General features: G+C 70.5%; 18 protein-coding genes. 9 read left to right on the top strand and 9 right to left on the bottom strand.

The window, feature by feature from the left end; translation table 11 throughout:
• Window position 1: 1 nt before the first annotated feature.
• The 4 genes from fxsT (at window position 2) to AB0I51_RS27530 (ending at window position 8905) form a co-directional block, all read left to right on the top strand.
• Window positions 2–4426 carry an FxSxx-COOH system tetratricopeptide repeat protein gene (fxsT, locus tag AB0I51_RS27545; RefSeq protein ID WP_362979532.1) on the top strand — a complete coding sequence of 1475 codons (4425 nt, stop codon included), beginning with the start codon at window positions 2–4 and terminating at the stop codon, window positions 4424–4426.
• A gap of 107 nt (window positions 4427–4533) precedes the next feature.
• Window positions 4534–5706 (top strand): hypothetical protein, encoded by a 1173-nt coding sequence (locus tag AB0I51_RS27540; protein ID WP_362979530.1) that lies wholly within the window; start codon window positions 4534–4536, stop codon window positions 5704–5706.
• Window positions 5703–6809 (top strand): caspase family protein, encoded by a 1107-nt coding sequence (locus AB0I51_RS27535; RefSeq protein WP_362979528.1) that lies wholly within the window; start codon window positions 5703–5705, stop codon window positions 6807–6809. The genes AB0I51_RS27540 and AB0I51_RS27535 overlap by 4 nt, the downstream gene beginning before the upstream one ends.
• 392 nt (window positions 6810–7201) lie before the next feature.
• The gene (locus tag AB0I51_RS27530) at window positions 7202–8905 is read left to right on the top strand and encodes an HEXXH motif domain-containing protein (RefSeq protein WP_362979526.1); all 1704 of its coding nucleotides are present in this window, start codon (window positions 7202–7204) and stop codon (window positions 8903–8905) included.
• Between the two features lie 4 nt (window positions 8906–8909).
• On the opposite strand, the gene AB0I51_RS27525 is transcribed toward AB0I51_RS27530, so the two are convergent.
• The gene (locus AB0I51_RS27525; protein WP_362979524.1) at window positions 8910–9809 is read right to left on the bottom strand and encodes a hypothetical protein; all 900 of its coding nucleotides are present in this window, start codon (window positions 9807–9809) and stop codon (window positions 8910–8912) included.
• Window positions 9806–10852 (bottom strand): SPFH domain-containing protein, encoded by a 1047-nt coding sequence (locus AB0I51_RS27520; RefSeq protein ID WP_362979522.1) that lies wholly within the window; start codon window positions 10850–10852, stop codon window positions 9806–9808. The genes AB0I51_RS27525 and AB0I51_RS27520 overlap by 4 nt, the downstream gene beginning before the upstream one ends.
• A 160-nt stretch (window positions 10853–11012) precedes the next feature.
• On the opposite strand from AB0I51_RS27520, the gene AB0I51_RS27515 reads away from it, so the two are divergent.
• Window positions 11013–12236, top strand: a complete 1224-nt coding sequence (locus AB0I51_RS27515) for an arginine deiminase (protein ID WP_362979520.1) — start codon at window positions 11013–11015, stop codon at window positions 12234–12236.
• 77 nt (window positions 12237–12313) lie between these two features.
• Window positions 12314–13321: an ornithine carbamoyltransferase gene (gene argF, locus AB0I51_RS27510; RefSeq protein WP_362979518.1), complete on the top strand. Its 1008-nt coding sequence runs from the start codon at window positions 12314–12316 to the stop codon at window positions 13319–13321.
• A gap of 15 nt (window positions 13322–13336) precedes the next feature.
• Here argF and AB0I51_RS27505 read toward each other — a convergent pair whose 3' ends face one another.
• The 6 genes from AB0I51_RS27505 to AB0I51_RS27480 form a co-directional block, all read right to left on the bottom strand.
• On the bottom strand, window positions 13337–13792 hold the full coding sequence (locus tag AB0I51_RS27505) for an ATP-binding protein (RefSeq protein ID WP_362979516.1): 456 nt from the start codon (window positions 13790–13792) through the stop codon (window positions 13337–13339).
• Window positions 13793–14056: 264 nt separating this feature from the next.
• Entirely contained in the window at window positions 14057–15268 is a 1212-nt protein-coding gene (locus AB0I51_RS27500; protein ID WP_362979514.1) for a GTP-binding protein, read from the bottom strand.
• 2 nt (window positions 15269–15270) lie between these two features.
• On the bottom strand, window positions 15271–16170 hold the full coding sequence (cysD, locus tag AB0I51_RS27495; protein ID WP_362979512.1) for a sulfate adenylyltransferase subunit CysD: 900 nt from the start codon (window positions 16168–16170) through the stop codon (window positions 15271–15273).
• A complete protein-coding gene (gene cysC, locus AB0I51_RS27490; RefSeq protein WP_362979510.1) occupies window positions 16167–16718 on the bottom strand; it encodes an adenylyl-sulfate kinase in 552 nt (183 codons plus the stop codon). Before cysC ends, cysD begins: the two co-directional genes overlap by 4 nt.
• A gap of 130 nt (window positions 16719–16848) precedes the next feature.
• Window positions 16849–17673 carry a PaaX family transcriptional regulator C-terminal domain-containing protein gene (locus AB0I51_RS27485; protein ID WP_362979508.1) on the bottom strand — a complete coding sequence of 275 codons (825 nt, stop codon included), beginning with the start codon at window positions 17671–17673 and terminating at the stop codon, window positions 16849–16851.
• A 123-nt stretch (window positions 17674–17796) separates the two neighbouring features.
• Entirely contained in the window at window positions 17797–17991 is a 195-nt protein-coding gene (locus AB0I51_RS27480; RefSeq protein WP_200716403.1) for a DUF5999 family protein, read from the bottom strand.
• A gap of 254 nt (window positions 17992–18245) precedes the next feature.
• On the opposite strand from AB0I51_RS27480, the gene AB0I51_RS27475 reads away from it, so the two are divergent.
• Window positions 18246–18677, top strand: coding sequence for a DUF6299 family protein (locus AB0I51_RS27475; RefSeq protein ID WP_362979505.1), 432 nt, complete (start codon window positions 18246–18248; stop codon window positions 18675–18677).
• Between the two features lie 58 nt (window positions 18678–18735).
• Here AB0I51_RS27475 and AB0I51_RS27470 read toward each other — a convergent pair whose 3' ends face one another.
• Window positions 18736–19905 carry a hypothetical protein gene (locus tag AB0I51_RS27470; protein WP_362979503.1) on the bottom strand — a complete coding sequence of 390 codons (1170 nt, stop codon included), beginning with the start codon at window positions 19903–19905 and terminating at the stop codon, window positions 18736–18738.
• A gap of 229 nt (window positions 19906–20134) precedes the next feature.
• Between AB0I51_RS27470 and AB0I51_RS27465 the strand changes: the two genes are divergently transcribed.
• Together AB0I51_RS27465 and AB0I51_RS27460 are read left to right on the top strand one after the other, a co-directional pair.
• Window positions 20135–23476: a right-handed parallel beta-helix repeat-containing protein gene (locus AB0I51_RS27465; protein ID WP_362979501.1), complete on the top strand. Its 3342-nt coding sequence runs from the start codon at window positions 20135–20137 to the stop codon at window positions 23474–23476.
• A complete protein-coding gene (locus AB0I51_RS27460; protein WP_362979499.1) occupies window positions 23473–24765 on the top strand; it encodes a S8 family serine peptidase in 1293 nt (430 codons plus the stop codon). Before AB0I51_RS27465 ends, AB0I51_RS27460 begins: the two co-directional genes overlap by 4 nt.
• Window positions 24766–24910: the final 145 nt, after the last annotated feature.

The following is a 24910-nucleotide window of genomic DNA, read 5'->3' as shown; positions in this document are numbered from 1 at the left end:
ATTGACCGGCGTTGACAGGGAGCGCTCATCCGAGCAAGGCGACGAGGACCCTACTGCTGGGACGTCGTCCTTCTCGTCATTCCCTGAAGTCGACGCGGACGCGATACCGCATTGGAAGGAACTGGCCGACGTCGTATGGCTGGCGGACTACTGGGATCGCTGCGGTCACCATGCCGACGGCAGCACGGTACCGGATCCGGCCGGCGACGGGGCACTGATCCGCCCGCCCATTGACCCCCCGGTCTCCACCGCCGCGGAGCAGCCTCCTGCTGCGCCTTCCGCCGATGAGAGCCGTTTCGGTGCCCCGCACGCTCGCCGGCCGGTTGCGGCGTCGGTCGGAGCTCCGGGCGTCGACGGTCCGGCGCCGAGCCCCCGGCTGTTACCCGATCCCGAAGGCGCCGAGGTATTGCACCTCGACCGGCCTCTGCTGCCGGACACGGAGTCGGCGCGGGGAACACCGGGTCCCGGCAGGGAGACAGCCCGACTTGCCCGCGCCCTGCATCGGCTCGCCCGCCGCGTTCCGTCCCGGGTGACCAGAGAACTGGACGAGGAGACCACCGCGGAGCGGGGCATCGTCGACGGCCTGTGGATGCCGTTCCTGCGGCCGGCTCTCACCTCGGCCTTCGATCTGGTTCTCCTGATCGACGACGCGCCCACCATGTGGGTTTGGCAGGACACCGCCGCCCAGGTGGTCGAGGCGGCCGAGCAGAGTGGCGCGTTTCGTTCCGTGCGCGTCGCCACGGTCACGGTGCCGCGCGACGGATTACCCACCGTGCGGCGCGGCACCGAACAGGTCGCCACCGATCCTGCCGAACTCCTCGACGGAAGCGGCGGTCGCGTCTTCGTGGTCGTCACCGACGGTCTGGCCCACGGCTGGGCGGCACCCGCCGCCGACGCCCTGCTGGGCCGTCTGGGGCGGGCAGGCCCCACGGCTGTTGTCCATCTGCTCCCCAGTCACCTTCGACGCCGCTCCTCGCTGTACCCGTACGAGGCAGAACTCGGGGCCGGTGGCTTCGGCGCGACCAACGAGAACCTCGAACACTGGCCGCCGCCCGGCGGCCCCGATCCGATGCGCCCCCTGCCGGAGGGCAGCGACGGGTCCGTGCCTGTGCCCGTCCTGTCGCTCAACCCCGGATCGATCGCCGCCTGGGCCGAACTCGTCACGGGGAAGCAAGGGGTACGGCGTGGACTCCAGGTCGTGCTGGCCGGAACCCTCACGAAGGGCGCGCCCGCACTGGGCCTGAACGCGCCACGGTTTCCCCGCGCGGCGACGGCCACCGTGCGCCGTTTTCTCCAAGTCGCCACTCCGGCGGCACGCAAGTTCGCCTGCCAGTTGGCTGCGGCTCCCTTCGAGCGGGAACTGATCAGCCAGATCCGCAGCCGGATCAAGTCGGAGACCCATCCCGAACACCTCGCCGAGATCCTGATGGGCGGCCTGATCGACTGGAACGGAGATGGTGAGGGGCAGCCGGAGTTCGCCGAGGGCGTGAGGGAGGCGCTCCTGGCGACCACGACCCGAGTCGAGCTCTGGATCACGGTCAACGCCCTGGCCGGCCTTCCGGCAGCCGGTTGGCGAGGTGTGGCGCTGCGTGCCGCTCTGCTTGATCCGGAGGGCACCGCGCTGCCCGATCCTGCGGAGCACAGCTCGTTACTCGCGGAGTTGGCAGTAATGCGGGCTTTGTCGAGTAAGCGTTACTCCGAACGTGTGAAACGCGTCGAAGCGCGTTTAGTTGCATCCGGTACAGCGAAACCAGCCGCGACAGGTGGAACCGGCGCAGGAGCGGGCATTGATCACCCCGTGTCCAGAGTCCCAGATCCACCACCTGGAGAGCATGTGGCGAGTCCGGTTACCGATGCATCCCACCCCGAAACACCGGAGGATGAAACTCACATGCCGAGCACCGCGACCGGAACGTCGACGACCGGAGCACCGGCCCTCCTGGTGAACGTCCCTTTGCGGAACACCTCGTTCGTGGGCCGGATGGGGCTCCTCCAAGCGGTGGAGGAGCAGCTGAGCGCCCAGGACACAGCAGCCGTACTGCCGCACGCGCTGCACGGGATGGGAGGCGTGGGCAAGTCCCAGCTCGCGCTTGAATACATCTACCGCCATCAACAGGACTACAAGGTGGTCTGCTGGATCCCCGCCGAGCGGGAAAGCCTGATTCTCACCGCGCTCGCCAACCTGGCCGCGCGGCTGCGGCTGGTTCCCGCGGTACAGGACGGCGGCAGCGCGCTCGCCGCCAACACGGCCGTACCCGCCGTCCTGGAGGCGCTACGTTCGGGTGTGTATGACAACTGGCTGCTGATCTTCGACAACGCCGAGAACGTCGACGTGGTGCGCGGCTACTTTCCCACCAATGGCCCAGGGAAGATCATCGTCACCTCCCGGAACCGCGAATGGGAACGCGTGGCGACACCGCTTCCGGTCAACGTGTTCGAGCGGGAGGAATCGATCGAGCTGCTCCAGAAGCGGTCCCCTGACTTGTCCCAGGCCGATGCGGGTCGGCTCGCGGCAGCACTGGGGGATCTGCCGCTCGCCGTGGAACAAGCTGGGGCCTGGCGTGCTGTCACAGGGATGCTCGTTGAGGAATACCTCGATCTGCTGAACCAACGCAGTCCGGAAATCCTCGACCTCGACCCGGCCCCTGACTACCCCCTCACCGTCGCGGCGGCGTGGGACATCTCGCTGGAGCGGATCAGAGAGAACAGCCCGGGCTCGCGCGAGCTCCTGGACATCTGCGCCTGGATGGCTCCGGAACCGGTTCCGCTCTCCATGCTCCGCAAGAGTCGTGGTATCGACATCACGCCCGACGTCGACCCCATTCTGCGTGAGTCGATCAAGCTCGGTCGAGCCATTCGTGACCTGACCCAGTTCTCTTTGGTGAAACTGGACCTTCGGTCCGATACGTTACAGATGCACCGTCTGTTGCAGAACGTACTGCTTGCCAAGCAGGGACCCGAGGAACGTGAGCGCATGCGCAACGCCGCCCATCAACTGCTGTCGGCGGCCAAACCCGGCCACTTTGCCTCGTCCCAGGAGTGGCCCGCCTACCAGGCTCTGTTGCCACACGTACTCAGTTCCGAGGCCGTGACGAGTACGGACACGTATGTTCGTGAACTGGTCTATGACACAGCGCTGTTCCTCTATTACTGGGGTGACGTCGAAGGCGCCGCCGACCTCGCTCGACAGGCGTACAAGGCGTGGTCCGAGGCGTCCGGCGAGGAAGACATTCGCGTCATCCGCATCTCGAAGATCCTGGCGTTCGTGCTGCGTGTGGTCGGCGAGAGCAGCGAGTCCATCCGGCTCAGCGAGCAAGCGCTGGAGGTGTCACGGCGAGTGGAGGTCGCGGAGGAGGACCTAGTCGACTCCATGATCGAGTTGGCTGACGCGCGGCGTTTTCAAGGCAGGTTCGCGGAGGCCCGTGACCTGAGTCAGGAAGCCACGGAGCAGGCTCGCACACAGTTGGGTCCCGATGACGAGATCACGTTGCGGGCCGCCCACAGTTGGGGTGTCGACTTGCGACTGTGCGGTCAGGTCCGTGAGGCGCTGCCCATGGACCAGGAGACAGCACGACGGCGTGAGGAAGTGTTCGGCCCCGCCAGTTCCCTGACGCTCAACAGTCTCAACGGACTGGCGATTGACATCCGCGAGAGCGGTGACTACCCCGCCGCTCGTCTCCTTCAGGAGGACGTACACCGCCGGGCGCGCGCCGCGCTCGGCGACGACAACCCCCTCACCCTGCGCATCGCTGGCAATCTGGCGGTCTGCCGTCGCCGCGACGGCGCGATCACCGACGCCGCCAAGCTCTCGGACGAGACATTCAACGGCTTTGTGGCAGGCTACGGCCCCAATTACCCCGACTCTTTGGCGCTGGCGATCAATGTCAGCGTTGACCGGCGACTCACCGGTGACCTCGAGGGCTCACGCCGGCTCGGTGAGGAGACGAGGGTGCGCTGTGCGGATCGCTACGGTGAGAACCATGGCCACACTCTCCTTATGAAGGCGAATCTGGCGGCGACTCTGCGCGCCCTCGGGGAACTGTCCGCAGCGCAGGAACACGAGGACGCCGCGGCCACCCGAATGGCGGAGACGGTCGGACCTCAGCACGTCATGACGCTGACCGCCGCGATCGGCCAGGCGAACACGGCTTACCAGTGGCTGGACTTCGAGCGGGCCTGTCAGATCGACGAGGCCAACCTCCCGCTGCTGGCAGAGGTGGCCGGAGTGGATCACCCGCTGACCCTGTCCTGTGCCTCGAACCTGGCACTCGATCTGCGGGGGTTGGGCCGCGGGGCAGAGGCGGACGAGATGGAGCGACGCGCCGTGGAAGGTTTCAAGCGAGTCGTCCGGGAAGACCACCCCTGGCTCCTGGCGACCCGTCAGCGCCGGCGGATCGAGTGCGACATCGCGCCGATGCCGTTGTGACATGACGTTCCGGCTGCGTGCGGCACGTGATGCCGCCCCAGCCGGGACGCCGTGCCGGTCACCTCAGGAAGAAGTACGGGAATCCGGAGCCGTGTCACGGGGGTCACATGCCGACAGTTGTCTTCATCCACGGGACAGGGGTGCGCGAACCCGGCTTCTCGGCCTTGGCCGGGCGGGTCGCTGGCGGGCTCGGCGCCCTGCGTGACGGACTACGGGTCGTGCCGTACTACTGGGGAGGCCCGCACGGGGCCACGCTGGCCGCCGGCGGGGTGAGCCTGCCGCCGGAGACGGGTGCGAGCCGTGGCCTCGGTGACGGCCCCGCCGGATCGGACGCGGACGACGACACAGCCGCCTGGGCCGTGCTGTACGCGGACCCCGACGCCGAACTCGCCCTGGCGGCAGCGGAAGCCGCGTCAGACGTGGAACGCCCGCCCGGGACCGTGCCGGCCGAGCAGAAGCTACAGGCGCTGCTGGTCGACCTGGCCGCCCAGGGTGACGAACCCGCAGCCGAACTCGGCCCCGGCCTGGCGCGCGCCGCGTCGGACCTGGCCTCCCACTCGCTGCTGGGCCCGGCAGCAGTCGCCCTGAGCACCGACGAACTCGCGATCGTCGCCGCCCGCGCTCTGGTCGCACGTCTCATGGCCGACACGCTGGACGCCGACTCTCCGCTCATTCCGATCGGTGACGTCCGGGACACCGTGGTCGACAGGGTTGCCCAGGCACTTGGCGCACCAGCCCGGGGCGCGGAACGCGGTCTGAGGACACGGCTGCTGCGGATGGCGGGCCGTGGCGCCTCCCGCGCCGTCGTGCGCCGCCGCCGGGCCTTGACCGAGGCCGCTCACCCCGCCGCCGGGGACATCCTGCGCTACCTCAGCCGCGGCGAGCCAGTCCGTGCAGACCTGCGCGAGCTGATCGAAGGACTCGAACCACCCGTCACGCTCGTCGGCCACAGCCTCGGCGGAATCATCGCCCTGGACACACTGATCACCACCCCACTCCCGCAGGTCCGCCTGCTGGTCACCGCAGGCTCCCAAGGACCCTTCCTCTACGAATTGGGCGCCCTGCCCTCCCTCGTGCATCCTGACCCACTGCCGCGCCACGTCCCGCACTGGCTGAATCTGTACGACCATCGGGACCTGCTCAGCTACCTCGGCGCCGGTCTCTTCGCCGAGCGCGTCACGGACATCGCGGTCGACAGCCGTCAGCCGTTCCCCGCCGCGCACAGCGCCTACTGGACCAACCCCGCCGTGTACCGGCACATCGTGGACCGGTTGCCATGAGCGGCGCCGGGGTGGCGAGCCGAGTCCACGCCTTGATCGTCGGCATTGAGAAGTACGACGCGGGCAGTGCCTGGGATCTGCCTGGACCCGCCAGAGATGCGCTGGCTTTCCATCGCCTGCTGCGAACCGCCGGGGTTCCGGAGTCCCAACTGCGGCTGCACCTCGCGCCGTTGCCTCCGTTCGCTCCCGATACTCCTTACCGGCCCGCCGACCACGCAACCTTGCGCCGCGTGCTCGTACGGGAACTCTCGTCCGCCCAGGGGGACGTCCTGTGGGTGTGGTGGGGCGGTCACGGTGTCCTCGACCGTGCCGAACACCTGCGGCTGCTGTGCTCCGACGCCACCACCGGCGACAAGGTGGCACTCGACCTCGACTCCGCCCTGGCCCGCTACGCCGGTGACGCCGTACCCGGACTCGCCGAGCAACTGTGGCTGGTGGACGCCTGCGAGACGTTCGAGGAGGCGCTGGCCTTCCGCGTTCCGCTCCCCGCCGACGCCCTGCCTGTGGGGCATCGCAACCTCGCGCACCGGCAGTCGCTGCTGCGTGCCGCGGGGCGCGGCCGAGTCGCAGCCAACGATCCCGTGCGGGCCACCGGCCTCTTTTCGGAGGTCCTGCTGGACCTGCTCGCGGCCCGCGCCGATGTGCTGCCCGGACTGCCCGATGCGGAGGAACTCTTTTCCGCCGTACGGGTTCGGGTGGATGCCCTGCGTGAGGAGGGTCGGACATTGCAGCATCCGGAGATCCGACTGCAGAGTCCGCGGCGGACCGAGACGCTGCCCTCGGCGAAGGAGCGTGCGCTCTCTCCGCTCGGCCGTGTGGTGGAGGCTGTCATGGCCTACCCATGGACTGCCGACCCCGTCGAGCGGCAGGCCGTCGTCGCCGCCTTGGGCTCACGCGTCTACGCGACTCTGCCCCGCCACCACAAGGCCCGCACCGACATCACAGGCATCCTCACCACGCTCGGCCGCCGCCGTCCCGAGGACCTGTGGGAGCTGTTCGACGTCGTGGTGTCGCTCGACGACGATCCCGAGAGGAGGTCCGAACTCGCGGACGCTCTGCGGGAATTCGCGGTATTTCGCACCCGACGGCTTCGTCTGGGCTGATCAGGTGGCGTGATGGTACGGGTTTCCGACTGGGGCTGTGTTCGTCATGATGGACAGTAATGCGGGGCATCGAGTGCCACTGTGTGAAAAGGGGATGCACCTTGGACCAGCCGCCTGCTCTGCACGACGCCCAAGCCGCCGCCCGCGAGCCGGCATTCGCGGCAGGTGATGCTCTCGACTGGGAGTCGGATCTGGCGGACCTCACGGAGGTATCGTTGGCCGCGTTGGACAGTCTTAGTCCGCTCCTTTCCGATTCCCCCATCCTCATCGAGATTCTGCGTGCCCGTCGCGGCACGAAAGGGGGATCCGAGCCAGGCAGGGCGGAGTGATGAGCCGTCGGCGGGCATCAGTCTCCCCCCGTGCGCCCGTACGCCTCACCGGAGGTTCCCGGAATGACCAGCGAGCAGCCCATGCCCCCGCTCCGCATGCCGAGGCACCTCTTCGAGGAACTCGCCGTCGGCGGGGGCTCGTCCGAGGCTCTCGCCTTTCTCGCGCGCGGTGAACGCGTCCGCAGGCTGCTGCTCCTGCGTACCTTGCTCGCTCGTCTCGACGCAGTGCCCACACCGCTGGATCCACCAGTTGAGGCATGGCGCACCCTCAAGAGCGCGGCTGCAAGGGATCCCGGGCCGGTCGAGCGATTACTCCTCGCACCGCAGACCGGCGGCTGGCTCGCACATGTGCTGCGCCGGTTGCACGGCACCGCTCCGGGACCGAAACTCTGGGCGGAGACGGGTCACCTGAACGCCCTTGCTGTCTCTGCGGCGCTACGCGCCGGCACGGAGGCCGACCTCACGGTTCCGCTCGCCGACGGTGCACTGAACCTGCCCGGACTGGGAATGGCGCGGCTGCCGGGCGCGCCGCCAGGTCTGTCGGTCGGCCGGGCGAGGGTGACGGGCGGCGAACTGACCCTCGTGTCCGAGGTGACCGAGGTACCTGCTCTCGTCCTCCGTGACCCCGCCCCCGTCCCCGCTGCCGAGTACGTGCCGGACCCCGCTCCACACTGGTTGCCCCTGCGCACCCTCACCCTTGCCGGACCGTCGGGAACAGTAGCCGTCCCACTGGACGATCTCGATCCGTACCGCGACCTCGACGACCCCATCGCTCCTGCCAGGCTCGACGCCGAGGAGGCGTCGGAATGGCAGCGACTGTTCGACGAGGCGCTGGGAATCGTCACCGCTCGGAGCACCTGCGGCCCCGGTCGGCTCGATCCCGCCGAGATCCGGGCTGTCGTGCCGTGGGGCCGCACAAGTGTCCTGCCCGCCGCCCCGCCCACCGTGCGGCTCTCCGCCTCCAGCGGCGATTCCTACGGCGGCATGGTCATCGCCCGCCCCGCCGACCCCATCGCTCTTGCGGAAACCTTTGTCCACGAGTTCCAGCACAGCAAACTGGGCGCCCTGCTCCACCTGTTCCGGCTGCTGGACGACGATCGCGAGGAGCGGTACTACGCCCCGTGGCGCGGAGATCCCCGGCACCTCACCGGTCTCCTGCACGGCGCGTACGCGTTCACCGGTGTCGCGGGCTTCTGGCGGGACCGGATGGCCGAGGCGCGGCGGCCCGAGACGGTGGAGGTGGCCGGGTATCACTTCGCGCTGCGTCGGACGCAGAGCCGTCTTGCCGTGCGGACCCTGTTGGCGAGCGGTCGACTGACCGTTCAGGGGCGCGGGTTCGTGGCGGGGCTCGCGCGCACGCTGGACGGCTGGCTGCGTGAGACCGTTCCGGTGTCCGCCCTGGCCCGGGCCCGGATGGCCGCGGCCCTGCACCGCACCGAGTGGCGGCTGCGCAACGTGCTCCCCGTCCCTGTGTCACAGGCCGCGCCGGACACCCCTGTTTTCCGTACCGACCGGGTGTCCTGGCCCGACACTCGCACATACGCCTTCGCCGTGCCGCCCGACGTCCCGCGCACTGCCGACGAATACCTGTCCGCCGGTGACCCGGCCGCCGCGCTCACCCGCTATGCCGACGTACTGACTGCCGACCCCACCGAACCGCACACCCTCGCCGGCTGGATCGTCGCCAGAGCGGCCCTGGACCCGGGGCGGACCACCCGCCGGATGCTGGCCCGCCCGGAACTCCTCCAGCCTCTGCCCAGCAGGTGACATCTCACCCCACCAACCGCAACCTCTCCCCCCAAACCCCCACCCGAACCTCCTGCCCCCAAGTCAACTCCACCGCATCCCCCTCCATCCCGTCCCCGAACACGATCAACTGCTCGGACTCCACGGTGAGTCGAAGCACCTCCGAACCCTCCAGCTCACCCGCCACCAACGACGTCCCCGTCACCGGTGACGGCCACGCCTCCCGTACGAACCACACCAGCCTGTCCTCCGAGGGGTGTGGCAGGGACAGGTCGCTGCCCCGTTCCTGCCACACCGACCGGAGCCACCCCGTGGCCCCGGTGCCCGTTCCCACGAGCACCCCGGAGGATGCCTGGGCCTCGACGACACCCCCGTCGCCCTCCAGGCCCAGGCGGTATCTGGCCGTCTGATGACCGACGGCTCCCAGATAGATCTCGTTGAGCGCGACCAGCCGCTGCGTGTCGTCGGCGACGGCCTCGACCATGGTGAGTTCGTCCACCCCGGTGCCGGCCGCGTACGCGGAGGGCAGCAGGGTGGCGGCGTCCGACGGCCGGTGGCGCACCAGGACGCCCGGGTTGCGTCCGGGGTCCGTGTCGAAGCCCAACACCGGTTGTCCGGTGAGGTACTTGGCGACGTTGGCGACCAGCCCGTCCTGCCCGACCACGACCACCACGTCCTCCGGTGCGAACAGGAACCGGTCCAAGTCGGCCCGCTCGATCTGGGTCTGACGCCATGTCAGCGGTACTGCCGAGGAGACCTCGGCCAGCGCCCGCCTGGTCCGGCGGTGCCGTTCGGCGACCTCCTCGATGTCCCGGCCGCGCGACCGCAGGAAGTACGAGGCCTGGCCGTGTGTCCCGTGCCGGGCCACCAACTCCTCGTACTCCGTGGTCCGGTGGACGAGGACGACCCGCGGTGCGAGACTCACGCGCCGGCCTCGCCGCCACCGGCCCCGAGCCTGGCGAGCAGCCCGGTCAGCACGTCCGGCGAGATCGTGACGCTGTCGATGTTCGGCAGGTTCTCCGCGAGCCGTGTCCCGGTGAGCGCGTTCAGGGTGGCGACGTCGACATCCGCATGCACCCGCAGCCAGGCCGCCTGGGCATACGCCCGCGCGTCGCCCACCTCGCGCGAGCCCTCGGCCTCGGCACGGGCGAGCCGTACGGAACGCGCCGCCTCGGCGTCGGCGAGCCGTACCGTACGGGTCGCCTCCGCCTCCGCGCGGACCCCGTCGGCCGCCGCGTGCTCCTCGGCCTCGCGGCGGGCGTTCGTGCCGCGCTGGTCGACCAACTGCTCCTCGCGGCGGGCGAGTTCGATCTGGCTGTCCAGTTCGTTCTCGGCGATCGCCCGTTCGCGCTCGACGGCCACCGCACGCCGTTCGTAGGTCGCCTTGTCCGCCTCCTGCTGGATCTGCTCGCGGGCCGGGGTGCGCAGCGCCCGCTCCACCTCGGGCTCGGGACGCAGCGCCATCACGCGGACGGCGACCACCTCGATGCCGGTGGCCGGGAGGCGAGGTTCGGTGTCCAGGCCGGCGGCGATCCGCTCCCGTACCGCCGTCACCCCGTCGACCAGCGCGGACGCCAACGGCGTACGAGCCAGCACGGCCAGCGCGTGCTGCTGGGCCGTCTCGGTCAGCAGGGTGCCCAGCTGTTCAAGGGGTGCGCCGCGCCACACGCCCGTGTCGGGGTCCACGGAGAAGTCCAGCCGGGCGGAGGCGAGGGCCGGGTCGCTGATCCGGTAGGTGACGGTCGCCTGGACCGCCACGTCCTGGAAGTCGGACGTACGGGCATGGAAGGTCATGGCCAACTCCCGGTCGTCGACCGGCACTTCGGAGAGTGCGGCGGTCAACGCACGGAACCAGAAGCTGAGTCCGGGCCCGTCGTGCAGCAGCTTGCCCGAGCGGTGGTGGCGGATGTGCGCCGTCGGAGCCCCGCGCAGGTGGCGCCAGGCCAGGCGCCGGGTGATGTCGGCCATCAGAGTCCCTCAGATCCGGTCGGAAGATCCCGTGAGATCCCACATCGATCTCGTCAGTAAGACGATAATCGCCCGGCATACTTGTCGTCAAGAGGACGAGAACAAGTGGCGGTATGACAAGTAGGGGGTGAACTCGGTCCGAGATGGTCAGGATGGAGACATGGCACTCCATGTCGACTCCGAGACCGGGCGGCTGCGCCGCGTCATCCTGCACCGGCCGGATCTCGAGCTCAAAAGGCTCACCCCCAGCAACAAGGACGCCCTCCTCTTCGACGACGTGCTCTGGGTGCGCCGGGCGCGCGCCGAGCACGACGGTTTCGCGGACGTGCTGCGCGACCGCGGCGTCGCGGTCCACCTGTTCGGCGACCTGCTCGCCGAGGCCCTGGTGATCCCGGCGGCCCGGTCGCTGGTCCTGGACCGGGTCTTCGACGAGAAGGAGTACGGACCCCTCGCCACCGACCATCTCCGCGCCGCCTTCGAGGCGCTGCCCGCGTCCGAACTGGCCGAGGCGCTGGTCGGCGGCATGACCAAGCGCGAGTTCCTCGATGCCCACGCGGAGCCGACCTCCGTCCGCTTCCACGTCATGGACCTGGACGACTTCCTCCTCGCCCCCCTCCCCAACCACCTCTTCACCCGCGACACCTCCGCCTGGATCTACGACGGTGTCTCCGTCAACGCCATGCGCTGGCCGGCCCGGCAGCGCGAGACCGTCCACTTCGAGGCGATCTACCGGCACCACCCGCTCTTCCGCGCCGAGAAGTTCCACGTCTGGTCCGAGGGGCAGGCCGACTACCCGTCCACCATCGAGGGCGGGGACGTACTCGTCATCGGCAACGGCGCGGTGCTCATCGGCATGAGCGAGCGGACCACCCCGCAGGCCGTCGAGATGCTCGCGCACAAGCTGTTCGCCGAGGGCTCCGCGCGGACGATCGTGGCGCTCGACATTCCCAAGCAGCGCGCCTTCATGCACCTCGACACGGTGATGACGATGGTCGACGGCGACACCTTCACCCAGTACGCGGGGCTCGGCATGCTGCGGTCGTACACCATCGAACCGGGCGTCGGCGACAAGGAGTTGAAGGTCACCGACCATCCGCCGGAGCACATGCACCGCGCGATCGCCGCCGCCCTCGGGCTGGACGGGATCCGGGTCCTGACCGCCACCCAGGACGTGCACGCCGCCGCGCGCGAGCAGTGGGACGACGGCTGCAACGTGCTCGCCGTCGAGCCGGGTGTCGTCGTCGCCTATGAGCGCAACGCCACCACCAACACGTTTCTGCGCAAGCAGGGCATCGAGGTGATCGAGATCCCGGGCAGCGAACTGGGCCGGGGCCGGGGCGGACCGCGCTGCATGAGCTGCCCGGTCGAGCGTGAGTCCGTATAGAAATTCGAGGTATCGTATAGAATTCCAATCGTCCCTGTTCTTGTGTACCCCTGTACCCGTACCGATGGAGCGCCCCCATGGCGACAGTCCCGACCGCCCTCGCCGGCCGCCACTTCCTCAAGGAGCTGGACTTCTCCGAGGAGGAGTTCCGCGGCCTGATCGAGCTGGCCGCCGAGCTGAAGGCCGCCAAGAAGGCCGGGGGCGAGACGCGGTACCTGTCGGGGAAGAACATCGCGCTGATCTTCGAGAAGACCTCGACGCGCACCCGCTGCGCGTTCGAGGTCGCCGCGGCCGACCAGGGGGCCTCGACGACCTACCTCGACCCGTCGGGCTCGCAGATCGGGCACAAGGAGTCGGTGAAGGACACCGCGCGCGTGCTCGGTCGTATGTTCGACGGTATCGAGTACCGCGGGGACAGCCAGGCCGCCGTGGAGGAACTGGGCGCGTACGCGGGCGTGCCGGTATACAACGGGCTCACCGACGACTGGCACCCCACCCAGATGCTCGCCGACGTGCTCACCATGACCGAGCACAGCGACAAGCCGCTCAAGGAGATCGCCTTCGCCTACCTCGGCGACGCCCGCTTCAACATGGGAAACTCCTACCTGGTCACCGGTGCGCTGCTCGGCATGGACGTACGGATCGTCGCCCCGAAGTCCTACTGGCCCGCCGAGGAGATAGTCACCGCGGCCCGCGCGCTCGCCGAGCGGAGCGGCGCGCGCATCACACTCACCGAGGGGATCGAGGACGGTGTCGCGGGCGCCGACTTCGTCGTCACCGACGTGTGGGTCTCCATGGGCGAGCCCAAGCAGGTCTGGGACGAGCGGATCGCGGCCCTCGCGCCGTACGCCGTGACCATGGACGTCCTGCGGGCCACCGGCAACCCCGACGTCAAGTTCCTGCACTGTCTGCCGGCCTTCCACGACCTCGGCACCAAGGTCGGCCGCGAGATATACGAGACCCACGGCCTGGACTCGCTGGAGGTCACCGACGAGGTCTTCGAGTCGGCCCACTCGGTCGTCTTCGACCAGGCCGAGAACCGACTGCACACGATCAAGGCCGTACTGGTGGCGACCCTGGCCTGACCGGCGCCGATGTGGTCATCCCGCCGGACGCCACTGCGCCGGTACGACGGGCAGCCGGAACCACACCGCCTTGCCCGACTCGGTGGGGCGGTGTCCGCACGAGGAGCTGAGCGCGCGGATCAGCAGCAGGCCGCGTCCGTGCTCCTGCCAGGGGTCGGGCTCCTCGTCGGCGGGCTTGGTCAGACTCACGGGTGGCTCCGGGTCGGCGTCGTGCACCTCGACCCGGCAGCCGGAGGGCAGCAGCTCGACCACGAGCTCTATGGGGGCGTCACCGGCGGTGTGCTCCACCGCGTTCGCGACCAGCTCCGCCGTCAGCAGCTCCGCAGTGTCCTTGTCGGCCGCGTGCCGCACCTCGGACAGAGCCGTACGGACCAGTGCGCGGGCCACCGGCACGGCCGCGGCGGTGTGCGGCAGTGCGATGCGCCAGGAGGCGGAGGCGGAGGGGTGTTCTTGCAAGGCGGGTCCGTTCATGGAGCAGGCTGTCCTGCTTTCAACTATATGAATGGTACGGCGCCCTTTGTCAGGGTCTCTCGGCGGGCGCCGTACGGGACCTTCGTCCCGGTACCGAGCGGCATACCCGGTTCAACGCCCTCACTCGCACGACAGCTCCCCTTGTTACCGCGCTATTGACATCTCGTGACGGATGCGACGGCGACAGGTCATTTCGGCAGGGCACAGGAACGCCCTCGGGCCCCCGTTTCGAACGGGGGCCCGAGGGTGTGGCGTGGCGGGTGATCAGGCCAGGTCGGCCATGCCCGCGGTGAGTGTGGCGCCGTCCGCCGGGTCGATCACCAGGAACGCGCCCGTGCGCCGGGAGACCGCGTAGTCGTCGAGGGCGAGCGGCTCGGCGGTGCGCAGGGTGATCCGGCCCAGGTCGTTCGCGAGCAGCGCGGTGGCGCCGCCGAGGTCCTTGACGATCGCCTTGACCGTCCGGGTCGTGTGCCGCAGCAGCACCCGGTCGCCGACCCGCAGCGGCCGGTCGGCCAGATGGCACACGGAGGCCCGGACGTCCTGGGTGAGTGCGGGCGCGTCCGCCCCGGCGGTGATCATGTCGCCCCGCGACACGTCCCGCTGGTCGGCCAGACGCAGACTCACCGACTGGGGCGCGTACGCCGCCTCCGCCTCGGTACCGAGCACGGAGATACCGGTGATCTCGGAGCTCTCACCGGAGGGCTGCACCGTCACCCGGTCGCCGACCCGCAGCGAACCGGACACCAACTGGCCCGCGTACCAACGGACTTCGCCGTCACGGATCACGTACTGCACGGGGAAGCGGGCCGGCGCGTCGGACGGATCGGCGCCGACCGGGACGTTCTCCAGGAACTCCAGCAGGGCCGGGCCCTCGTACCAGTCCAGGTGCGCCGAACGGTCCACCACGTTGTCGCCGACCAGCGCCGACACCGGGATCGGCGTGAAGGACGGCAGCCCCAACTCGGCCGCGTGGCCCGCGAATTCCTCGACGATCCGCTCGAACACCGACTGCTCGTACTCGACGAGGTCCATCTTGTTGACCGCCAGCACCACGTGCGGCACCCGCAGCAGCGCGGCCACGGCGGCGTGCCGCAGCGTCTGTTCCACGACTCCGTTGCGCGCGTCGATCAGGACGATCGCCAGCTCGGCGGTGGAGGCACCCGTCACCATGTTGCGGGTGTACTGCACGTGACCGGGCGTGTCGGCGAGGATGAACCGGCGCTTGGGCGTGGCGAAGTAGCGGTACGCCACGTCGATGGTGATGCCCTGTTCCCGTTCGGCGCGCAGGCCGTCGGTGAGCAGCGCGAGGTCGGGTGCGTCCTGGCCGCGGTCGGCCGACACCCGCTGTACGGCTTCGAGTTGATCGGTGAGGACCGACTTGGAGTCGTGCAACAGCCGTCCTACGAGCGTGGACTTGCCGTCGTCGACCGAACCGGCCGTTGCGAACCGCAGCGTGTCGATGGTTATGGTGCTCATGGTTAGAAGTACCCCTCGCGCTTGCGGTCTTCCATCGCGGCCTCGGACAGCTTGTCGTCGGCACGCGTGGCGCCCCGCTCGGTCAGCCGGGAGGCCGCTATCTCGGCGATCACGTCGTCGAGCGTGGCCGCGTCGGAGTCGACGGCGCCCGTGCAGGACATGTCACCGACGGTCCGGTACCGGACCTGGCGTTTCTCGACGGTCTCGTCCGCCTTGGGCCCGCCCCACTCGCCGGCGGTCAGCCACATGCCGCCCCGGTTGAAGACCTCGCGGTGGTGCGCGAAGTAGATGTCGGGCAGCTCGATGCCCTCGCGGGCGATGTACTGCCAGACGTCCAGCTCGGTCCAGTTGCTCAAAGGGAACACGCGGACGTGCTCGCCGGGCGCGTGCCGCCCGTTGTAGAGGTTCCACAGCTCGGGCCGCTGCCGACGCGGATCCCACTGCGAGAACTCGTCCCGGAGGGAGAACACCCGCTCCTTGGCACGGGCCTTCTCCTCGTCGCGACGGCCGCCACCGAAGACCGCGTCGAAGCGCTCGCTCTGGATCTTCTCCGTCAGCGGCAGGGTCTGGAGCGGGTTGCGGGTTCCGTCGGGCCGTTCGCGCAGCACACCGCGGTCGATGTAGTCCTGTACGGAGGCCACATGGAGGCGCAGCCCGTGCTTCTCGACCGTGCGGTCCCGGTACTCCAGGACCTCGGGGAAGTTGTGTCCGGTGTCCACGTGCAGCAGCGAGAAGGGAACGGGCGCCGGCGCGAACGCCTTCAGCGCCAGGTGCAGCATGACGATGGAGTCCTTGCCGCCGGAGAAGAGGATCACCGGCCGCTCGAACTCACCCGCCACCTCACGGAAGATGTGCACCGCCTCGGACTCGAGGGCGTCCAGGTGCGAGAGCGAGAAGGTCACAGCAGCCCCCGCTCGGCCAGCACCGCGTACACCGCGTCCGCCGACTGCTGCGGGGTCTGCCCCTGCGTCGGCAGCGTGAGCGCCGGGTCCGTGGGCGGCTCGTACGGGTCGTCGACGCCGGTCAGACCGGCCAGCGCGCCTGCGGCCTGGCGGGCGTAGAGGCCCTTGACGTCCCGCTCGCTGCACACCTCGACGGGGGTGGCGACATGCACCTCGATGTACGGCGTCCCGCTCGCCTCGTGCCGCTTGCGGACGGCCTCGCGGCTGTCGGCGTACGGGGCGATGACCGGGACGACGGAGAGCACGCCGTTGCGGGCGAGCACCTCGGAGACGAGGCCGATGCGCTGCACATTGGTGTTGCGGTCCTCGCGGCTGAAGCCGAGGCCGGCCGAGAGGAAGCGGCGTACCTCGTCGCCGTCGAGGACCTCCACGCGATGCCCTTCGGCTCTCAGGCGATCGCTCAGGTGTTGGGCGATCGTCGTCTTGCCCGCACTCGGCAGTCCGGTGAGCCAGACGGTGGCTCCCTGAGCCCTTGCCGTGGTGGTCATGCGCAACAGTCCTCTTTCTTACCCGACGAGCGACGTCGTTGAAGGCTAGGTAAGAACTCTGAGAGGACCTGCTAAGGAAGCTGAGGTTTGGCTGAGTGACCGGTGGTGCGCAAGAGGCCACGGCGGTTCGTCATGAACTGTTCATGATGCCCGCGAACACCGCCCCCGCGTCCCGCAGCCGTGCGTGCAGCGCCCGGAACACCTCGGCCGAGCGGGTGCCGGGCCAGTCCCGGGGGAGCAGACCGGCGGGGAGGCCGGGGTCGACGTAGGGGAGGTGGCGCCAGGAGTCCAGGGCGAGGAGATAGTCGCGGTAGGCCTCCTCGGGCGGGGTGTCCGCGCGCCGCTCCCAGCCGGCCAGCACCGGCGCGTGGCGGTCGAGGAAGGCCTCGTGCTCCTTCGCGATCCCGGTCAGGTCCCACCAGCGGGCCACGGCGTCGGCGGTCGCCGCGAAACCGAGGTGCTCACCGCGGAAGAAGTCCACGTACGGGTCGAGCCGCAGCCGTCCGAGGATGTGCCGGGTCTCCTCGTAGAGGCGGGCGGGCGCGATCCACACGCCCGGGGCCGCGGTGCCGAAGCCGAGGCCGGACAGCCGGGAGCGCAGGACGTGCCGCTTCTGCCGTTCGGACTCGGGGACGGAGAACACCGCGAGCACCCAGCCCTCGTCGTCCGAGGGATCGGCCGAGTAGATGCGCCGGTCGCCGTCGTCGAGCAACTGCCTTGCCTCGGGCGACAGTTCGTAGCCGGCGGCGCCCTGGGCGGTACGGGCGGGCACCAGCAGCCCGCGCCGTTTGAGCCGGGACACCGACGAGCGCACCGAAGGCGCGTCGACGCCGGCGGCGGCCAGGAGCCGGATCAGCTCCGCGACCGGAACCGGGCCCGGCACGAAGCGGCCGTACGCGCCGTAGAGCGTGACGATGAGAGACCGTGGAGCATGCTGGTCGGACACGTTGATCATCTTAGGTCGTCAGCATCACTGCTGGTCACCTCGGGTACGCAAGCTGAACCTTCACGGTTCGAAGATCACCGTGGGCAGCGCGTCCGGGAAGACGATCACGCGGGACCGGTCAGGTGGGAAGGGTCAGGCGGCGACGGCGAGTTGGTCGGCCGGTACCCGGTGCGGGGCGACGATCCGGCCGTCGGGGAGCAGCAGGCCGCTGTCGTCGAAGACGATCGCGCCGTCGCACAGCAGCGTCCAGCCCTGCTCGGGGTGGGCGGAGACGACGTGCACGGTGTCGGTGTCGGTCACGGGGCACGAGGACTGGTGGGAACACATGGCGTACCTCCACGTCGGATGCGACCCGTTCCGGCGGCTCCTTCGCCGCCCCGCATCGCATATACAGACCATCCTCCCGTCGCGAACTCATCGGAACAGGCTGCTGTGAAGCGTGACAACACGCGGACAACACTCGGACGGTTCCACGACGCTCGGTGCGGACTCGCCACCGAAGGAGTGACGATCACGGGAGTTGGGGCGCTTGACCGGTACCAGTGGAGGCCTCTGCTTCAGATACTTCAGGAGGTATCCCCATGTCCCTGCGTTCCGCCCTCGGTTCGGCGGCCGGTGCCGCGCTGCTGCTGGTCGCCGCCGCCCCCGCCGCGACCGCGTCGGCCGGCCCCTACGAGACGGTGACGGTCGACCCCACGGGCAGCATCGCCCCGGACGGCACCGTCACCCTCTCCGGCACCTACCGCTGTATCGGCAACTCGGGCCCGGTCTTCGTCAGTTCCTCCGTCTCCCAGGGCGACTCCGCGGTCCGGCACGGCATCGGCGGCACCCGGGCGGTCTGCGACGGCATGGAGCACGGCTGGGAGAACTCGGGCAAGCCCTCGTCCGACCCGCTGGACCCCGGCCCGGCCCAGGTCGAGGCCACGGTGATGGAACTGGCCCCCCAGGGCGGCCTGCCCCTGCCGCGCTTCCACGCGGCACAGCAGCAGGCGATCACCCTGACCGAGAGCTGAACCTCACGTCTTCGGCCCGCCACCTCAACGGGGGCGGGCCGGACGGGAGTTCAGCCGCTCAGTGCTGGGTGTTGCTCGCCCAGATCGGCGTCGAACCGGAGTAGATCACCATGTTGCCGTCGCCCTGGAGCCGCAGGATCGAGCCGTCGTGGCCGCTGGTCTGGCTGGCCCAGACGGGCTGGTTGGCCGAGGTGTAGACGACCAGGTTGCCGTCCGCCTGGAAGACCGCGTGGTAGTTGGAACCGAAGGTCATGGTGGCCCAACGGGGCTTGTTGTTCTCGTCGTACAGCACGAAGTTGCCGTCGGTCTGCATGCGCAGCCGCGCCTTCTTCGCGTTGATGGACTGGCCCGCGCCCAGTACCCGGGTGGCCGTGACGAGCACGTCCGACGGATAGCTCGACGTCGTGGTGGAACCCGAAGTTCCCGACTTCGTCCCGGACTTGGTCGTGGTGGACTTCTTCGTCGGCTTCGCAGCCGCGGTCGGTTTCTTCGTCTTCACCGTGGTCGGCTCGCTCACCGGCTGCGCGACGGTCGTCTTCCCCGGCGAGGTCTTGTGCGGGGTGGCGGCCTTCGTGGTGGCGTGCTGCGCGGGGGCGGACGGGCTGGACGAGGCGTACGCCCCGGCGCCCTGTGTCGCGCCGTCGCCGAGGATCGTGCCCGACTGGTCGGCGACGACCCGGTCGTGGTTCTCCGGCGTCCGGTCCCGGCTCATCAGCAGCCCCGGTACGGCGATCAGCAGCGCGCCGAGCACCGCCGCACCGGCCAGCAGCGGGCGGCCCGGGCGGCCGACGGACGCGGCGGCCGTGTCGCCGGGGGCAGGTCCGCCCCCCTCGGAGACACCGGCGGCCACCGCCATGGTGGGCGCCTCGGGCTCGGCGGCCTCCTGCCGCGCCGGTCCGGCGGAGGCGGACTCCGGGCCGGCCGGCCCGTCGGGTTCCGCGGTCCTACGGCCGACACCGGCGAGCGCCTCGGTCTCCGCGGCCGGGGTCGCGGGCCGGCTCAGCTCCGCCGCGACGGACTCCGCGGAGACGGTCCCGCCCGAACCGGCGGCCCCTGAAGGGGACTTGGGTGTCGCACCCGCTGTGCTCGTCACGGCGGGCGACGCGGTGGCGGTCTCCCCGGCCGACGCCGCCGCCGGGTTCGCCGACGCCGCTTCGCCGGCCGGGGTGGCCGCCGCCGAGCTCTCTGCCGCTGTCTTCCTCGCGGTCGGTCCGGTTCGGTCTGTCATCCGCCCTGTCCGCCCCAATCGCCCAGCAGTTCGTCGTACGTCTGTATGGACAATCCTTTCACGCGCCTACACGCATGTCCGTCAACGGCGGTTCCTTTCCCGGGAGTTAACAATCGTCACGCACAAGCTCCGGTGCTGGTACGGCTGTTGCGGCACGGCACATAATTTGCCGTACGGCATGATGGGGTTGGCCGCAACCGACAGGTGCCGACACGAGGAGGTCAGCTGAGTGCGCCAGGTACTGACGGTCTGTCCGGAGGGCACCGGGGACGCCCGGACGATCGGAGAGGCCCTGGCCAGGGCGCGCGGCGGTGCGGTGCTGAGTGTGCGCCCGGGGACGTACGAGGAGAACCTCGTCGTCACCACCCGGGTGACCATCGTCGCCGAACAGGCGCGCGGCACCGTCCGGTTGGCACCGCGCAAGGGCATCGTGATCTCGCTGCGCGTGGACGCGGTGATGCTGACCGACCTGGTGGTCCAGGGCCAGGACGGGGAACAGCCGGCCGTGGACGCCTCGCACGGGCAGGTCGCGATGCAGGGCTGCGATCTGTCCGGCGCCTCGTGGACGACCGTACTGGCCCGCAACTCCGGCTCGTTGGCGATGCGCGAGTGCCGGGTCTCCAACCGCACCGGCGCCGGGGTCGTCGTCACCTCGCCGACCGAGAGCTCGCTGGAGTCCTGCACCCTCGAACACCTCGGCACCAGCGGTGTGGTGATCGGCGAGCGCGGCCGGGCCACCCTGCGCGGCTGCACGATCCGGGACGCGCGCGGCAACGGCGTGCTCGCCAACGGCGACGCGCAGGGCTCCGTGGAAGACTGTGATCTCGCCTCGACAGACAAGCCGTCACTGGCACTTGAGGAGCGCAGCGCGATCCGGGTGCTGCGGACCGTGATCCGCGACACCTCCATCGGTGTGCATGTGACCAGCACCGCCCGCTGCGAACTGGAAGAGGTGCGGGTCACCGGCTCCAGCGGCCCCGGCATCATCGTCTCGCACGGCAGCGACCCGGTGCTGCGCCGCTGCCGTACCGCCCGCACCACGGGCAACGGCCTGCTGGTGACGGACCGTTCACGCGGCACCTACGAGGACTGCTGGCTGACCGGCGCCCAGACGGCGGCGCTGCGGGTGGCCGGTGCCTCCTCGCCCACGCTGACCTCGCTGACCGTCCGGGACGGCGAGTCGGACGGCGTCCTGCTCGAAGAGGACGCGGCGGCCGAGCTGGAGCGCATGGAGATCATCGACGTCAAGGGCGCCGGTGTGGTGATCCGCGGCAACGCCAACCCGCTGGTGCGACGCGCCCGTATCACCGGCGCGGGCGGCTCCGGCGTCTGCGTGCGCGACGGCGGGCGCGGCCGGGTCGAGGACTGCACGGTGGAGGCGCCGGGCGGCGCGGGCGCGGAGGTCGCGGCGGGCGGCAACGTCTATCTCGCGGGATTCCGGGTCAACAGCCCCGGCGGCGCGGGTCTGGAGATCGGCGGCGAGGGCACGGCCGCGCTCCGCGACGGCGAGCTGGTCTCGGCCGGCGGCTGCGGTGTACTCGTCGACACCGGCGGCGAGTTGACGGCGAACCGGGTGCGGACCGCCGCGTCCGCCGAACACGGCTTCCTGGTCCGCGACGGCGGCCGGGCCTCCCTGAACGGCTGCGAGGCGGCCGGCAACGACCGCGACGGCATCCGCGTCGAGTCGGAGGCACCCGTCTCGGTCGTGGGCTGCACGGTCCGCGACAACAAGGGCGGCGGCCTCGTCCAGGCCAAGGCGGGCGGCCGGCTGGCCGTGGAGAACCTCACCAGCACCGGCAACGAGGCCCGCGACGCCTGGGGCTTCGGCGAGGCCGAGGGCACCGACCCGGCGGGCACCGTACCGGAGTCGGAGGGCCCCGGACGCCCCGACGGACCGATGGCCGCGCTGGAGGGCCTGATCGGCCTCGACAACGTCAAGGAACAGGTCCGCACCCTCGTCAACCTCACCCAGCTCGCCGCCCGCCGCGCCCAACTCGGCATGTCCGCACCGCCGATGAGCCGCCACCTGGTCTTCGCGGGCCCGCCCGGCACCGGCAAGACCACCGTGGCCCGCCTCTACGGCACGATCCTTGCCGAACTGGGCGCCCTGCGCTCCGGGCACCTGGTCGAGGTCTCCCGCGCCGACCTGGTCGCCCAGGTCATCGGCGGTACCGCCATCAAGACCACGGAGGCCTTCGAACGGGCCCTGGGCGGCGTCCTGTTCGTCGACGAGGCGTACACCCTCACCTCCGACTCCCGTGGTTCCGGGGCCGACTTCGGGCGCGAGGCCGTCGACACGCTGCTGAAGCTGATGGAGGACCACCGCGAGGACGTGGTCGTCGTCGCGGCGGGCTACTCCGACGAGATGCGCAGCTTCCTCGGCTCCAACCCCGGCCTGGCGTCCCGTTTCTCACGGACCGTCGAGTTCGAGAACTACTCGGTGCCCGAGCTGGTGGAGATCATGGAGAGCATGTGCGTACGCCACCAGTACGCGCTCGCCGACGAGACCCGCCACGCGCTCGCGGTGCACTTCGAGCGAATACCGAAGGACGCCGGGTTCGGCAACGGCCGTGCCGCACGGCAGGTGTTCGAGGAGATGGTGGACCGCCAGGCCGTGCGGCTCTCCGCGCTCACCGACGTCACCGAACAGGACCTCTCCCTGCTGCTGCCGCAGGACATCAGCGAGGAGGCGGCCCGCACCGCCGCCGACGGCCCGAACGCCGTCGACCCGGGCGACGACGCGCTCAGCAGGCTGGACGCGCTGGTCGGACTCCACGCCGTGAAGCGGGACGTCACCGACCTCGTCAACCTGGTCTCCACCGCCAAGCAGCGGGAGGCCGCCGGACTCCCCGTGCCCCGGCTCAGCCACCACCTCGTCTTCACCGGCCCGCCCGGCACCGGCAAGACCACCGTGGCCCGCCTCTACGGCGAACTCCTCGCCTCCCTGGGCGTGTTGCCGCGCGGCCAGCTCGTCGAGGTGTCCCGCGCCGACCTCGTCGGCCGATACGTCGGCCACACCGCACAGTTGACCCGGGAGGTCTTCGAACGGGCTCTGGGCGGCGTCCTGTTCGTCGACGAGGCGTACACCCTCACCCCGCGCGAGGCCTCCGGCTCCGACTTCGGCCGGGAGGCCGTGGACACCCTGCTGAAGCTGATGGAGGACCACCGGGACAAGGTGGTCGTCATCGTCGCGGGCTACACCCAGGAGATGGAGACGTTCCTCGCCTCCAACCCGGGTCTGTCCTCCCGGTTCTCGCGCCGGGTGGAGTTCGCCGACTACTCCTCCGACGAGCTGGTCACCATCGTCCGCGAGCACGCCGTACAACTCGGGTACGAGTGCGCGGCCGGGCTCGGTCCGGTGCTGCGGCAGTACTTCGACGCGCTGCCCCGGGACCGGTCCTTCGGCAACGCGCGCACCGCCCGCCAGATCCTGGAGCGGATGATGACCCGACAGGCGGGCCGGCTCAGCCGACTCGCCGTGCCCAGTCTCGACGACCTGCGCCTGCTGCTCCCGGAGGACCTCGCCGACCCGGCGGGCGCCTCCTCCTCCAGCGGGGCGGCCCGGGCATGACGACCTCGCACGGCAGGGCCCTCGCCGCCGGTCTGGCCCTGCTGCTGACGGCCGCCGCGAGCGCCCTCGGAGCCGGGTCCGCCGCGGCGGCCGGGGGCACGGTCCAACTCCCCGTGCTGTCCACGCGGTTGAACGCCGACGCGGCCTGTACGGCGGGCTCGTCGGTCCGCGCCACCGATGTGCCGTGGGAACAGGTCTCGCTGCAGCTCACCCGGACCTGGCCGTTCGCCTCGGGCGCCGGCGTGACCGTCGGCGTGGTCGACACCGGGGTCTCGGCCTCCGCGCCCGCGCTCAAGGGCCGGGTCACGGCGGTCGGCGACGCCGGGACCGACTGCGTGGGACACGGCACCTTCGTGGCCGGGCTGGTCGGCGCGGCCGTGGAGGACGGTGTGCGGTTCGCGGGGGTGGCCCAGCAGGCGCACATCCTCGCGGTGCGTGGCAGCGACGCGCGCGGTGCGGTCACCGCCGAGCGGGTCGCGGACGGTATCCGGGCCGCCGTGGACGGCGGGGCGAAAGTGGTGACGGTGTCGGCGGCGCTCGCGGCCAACACCCCCACGCTGCGCTCGGCCGTCGCGCTGGCCGTGAAGAAGGACGTCCTGGTGATCGCCGCCGCCGTACCGGACACCCCGGCTACGGCGACCTCGGCGACGGACAGCCCGCCCGCCCGCGACTACTACCCGGCCGCCGACGACGGAGTGCTCTCCGTCCTCGACGTCGACGTGGACGGCAAGCGGCCGACCGGCGCGTACACGACCGACAGCGCAGCCATCGCCGCGCCCGGTGACGGAGTGGTCGGTATCGGCCCCGCGAAGAACGGCCATTACATCGGCTCCGGGGCGTCGCTGGCCGCCGGGTTCGTGGCCGGGGCGGCGGCGCTGGTGCGCTCCGTCCACCCGGACCTGACGGCCGCCGGGACCGCGACCCTCCTGCGCGGCTCCGCGTACCCGGCCGACGTGCCCCGGCTCGACCCGTACGCGGCCGTCACGTCGGTCCTGACCAGTGCTTCCGCACCGGCCGCCGTCGCCCCCGCCTCCCCGGTCCACCTCCCGGCCGACAGGGCGGCCGGCCCGCTCCGCCGCGCCCTGTGGCCCGCGTCGGCCGGACTCGCCGTGATCATCGCGGTGGTGTGGCTGGGCCTGGTGCTGCCGCGGGGGCGCCGCCTGGGCTGGCGCCCGTCGCGGCCGGACGACGCGGTGACACCGGACGGCTCGGAGACTCCGGGCAGCACGCCTGATACGGCTACGGCGGTCACGGCGGGGGTCGGGGGGCCCGGACCCATGGAGGGTTGATTGCCGGGTGGTGACCCCAGGCGAGGGGGCGCTCGCGGAACCCGGCAGTGCCGAACGGCCTTTCTGCGCAGGTCTGTTGGCGGTCTTTACTGAAGGGGATTCGCGGCGCGGGCGGGCGGACGACTGACGGCCTGGGAGCCCGGAC

It is taken from the genome of Streptomyces sp. NPDC050549 (genome assembly GCF_040655035.1).
In the GTDB taxonomy this organism is placed as follows: Bacteria; Actinomycetota; Actinomycetes; order Streptomycetales; family Streptomycetaceae; genus Streptomyces.
The sequence above is the reverse complement of the archived record's forward strand: the minus strand, read 5'-3'. Positions and strand labels throughout refer to the sequence as shown.

Excerpts from the sequence above, each read along its gene's own strand:
- AB0I51_RS27540 (WP_362979530.1), top strand. The coding sequence starts at position 4,534 with ATGCCGACAGTTGTCTTCATCCACGGGACAGGGGTGCGCGAACCCGGC.
- AB0I51_RS27535 (WP_362979528.1), top strand. The coding sequence starts at position 5,703 with ATGAGCGGCGCCGGGGTGGCGAGCCGAGTCCACGCCTTGATCGTCGGC.
- AB0I51_RS27530 (WP_362979526.1), top strand. The coding sequence starts at position 7,202 with ATGACCAGCGAGCAGCCCATGCCCCCGCTCCGCATGCCGAGGCACCTC.
- AB0I51_RS27520 (WP_362979522.1), bottom strand. The coding sequence starts at position 10,852 with ATGGCCGACATCACCCGGCGCCTGGCCTGGCGCCACCTGCGCGGGGCT.
- AB0I51_RS27515 (WP_362979520.1), top strand. The coding sequence starts at position 11,013 with ATGGCACTCCATGTCGACTCCGAGACCGGGCGGCTGCGCCGCGTCATC.
- argF (WP_362979518.1), top strand. The coding sequence starts at position 12,314 with ATGGCGACAGTCCCGACCGCCCTCGCCGGCCGCCACTTCCTCAAGGAG.
- AB0I51_RS27505 (WP_362979516.1), bottom strand. The coding sequence starts at position 13,792 with ATGAACGGACCCGCCTTGCAAGAACACCCCTCCGCCTCCGCCTCCTGG.
- AB0I51_RS27500 (WP_362979514.1), bottom strand. The coding sequence starts at position 15,268 with ATGAGCACCATAACCATCGACACGCTGCGGTTCGCAACGGCCGGTTCG.
- cysC (WP_362979510.1), bottom strand. The coding sequence starts at position 16,718 with ATGACCACCACGGCAAGGGCTCAGGGAGCCACCGTCTGGCTCACCGGA.
- AB0I51_RS27485 (WP_362979508.1), bottom strand. The coding sequence starts at position 17,673 with ATGATCAACGTGTCCGACCAGCATGCTCCACGGTCTCTCATCGTCACG.
- AB0I51_RS27480 (WP_200716403.1), bottom strand. The coding sequence starts at position 17,991 with ATGTGTTCCCACCAGTCCTCGTGCCCCGTGACCGACACCGACACCGTG.
- AB0I51_RS27475 (WP_362979505.1), top strand. The coding sequence starts at position 18,246 with ATGTCCCTGCGTTCCGCCCTCGGTTCGGCGGCCGGTGCCGCGCTGCTG.
- AB0I51_RS27470 (WP_362979503.1), bottom strand. The coding sequence starts at position 19,905 with ATGACAGACCGAACCGGACCGACCGCGAGGAAGACAGCGGCAGAGAGC.
- AB0I51_RS27460 (WP_362979499.1), top strand. The coding sequence starts at position 23,473 with ATGACGACCTCGCACGGCAGGGCCCTCGCCGCCGGTCTGGCCCTGCTG.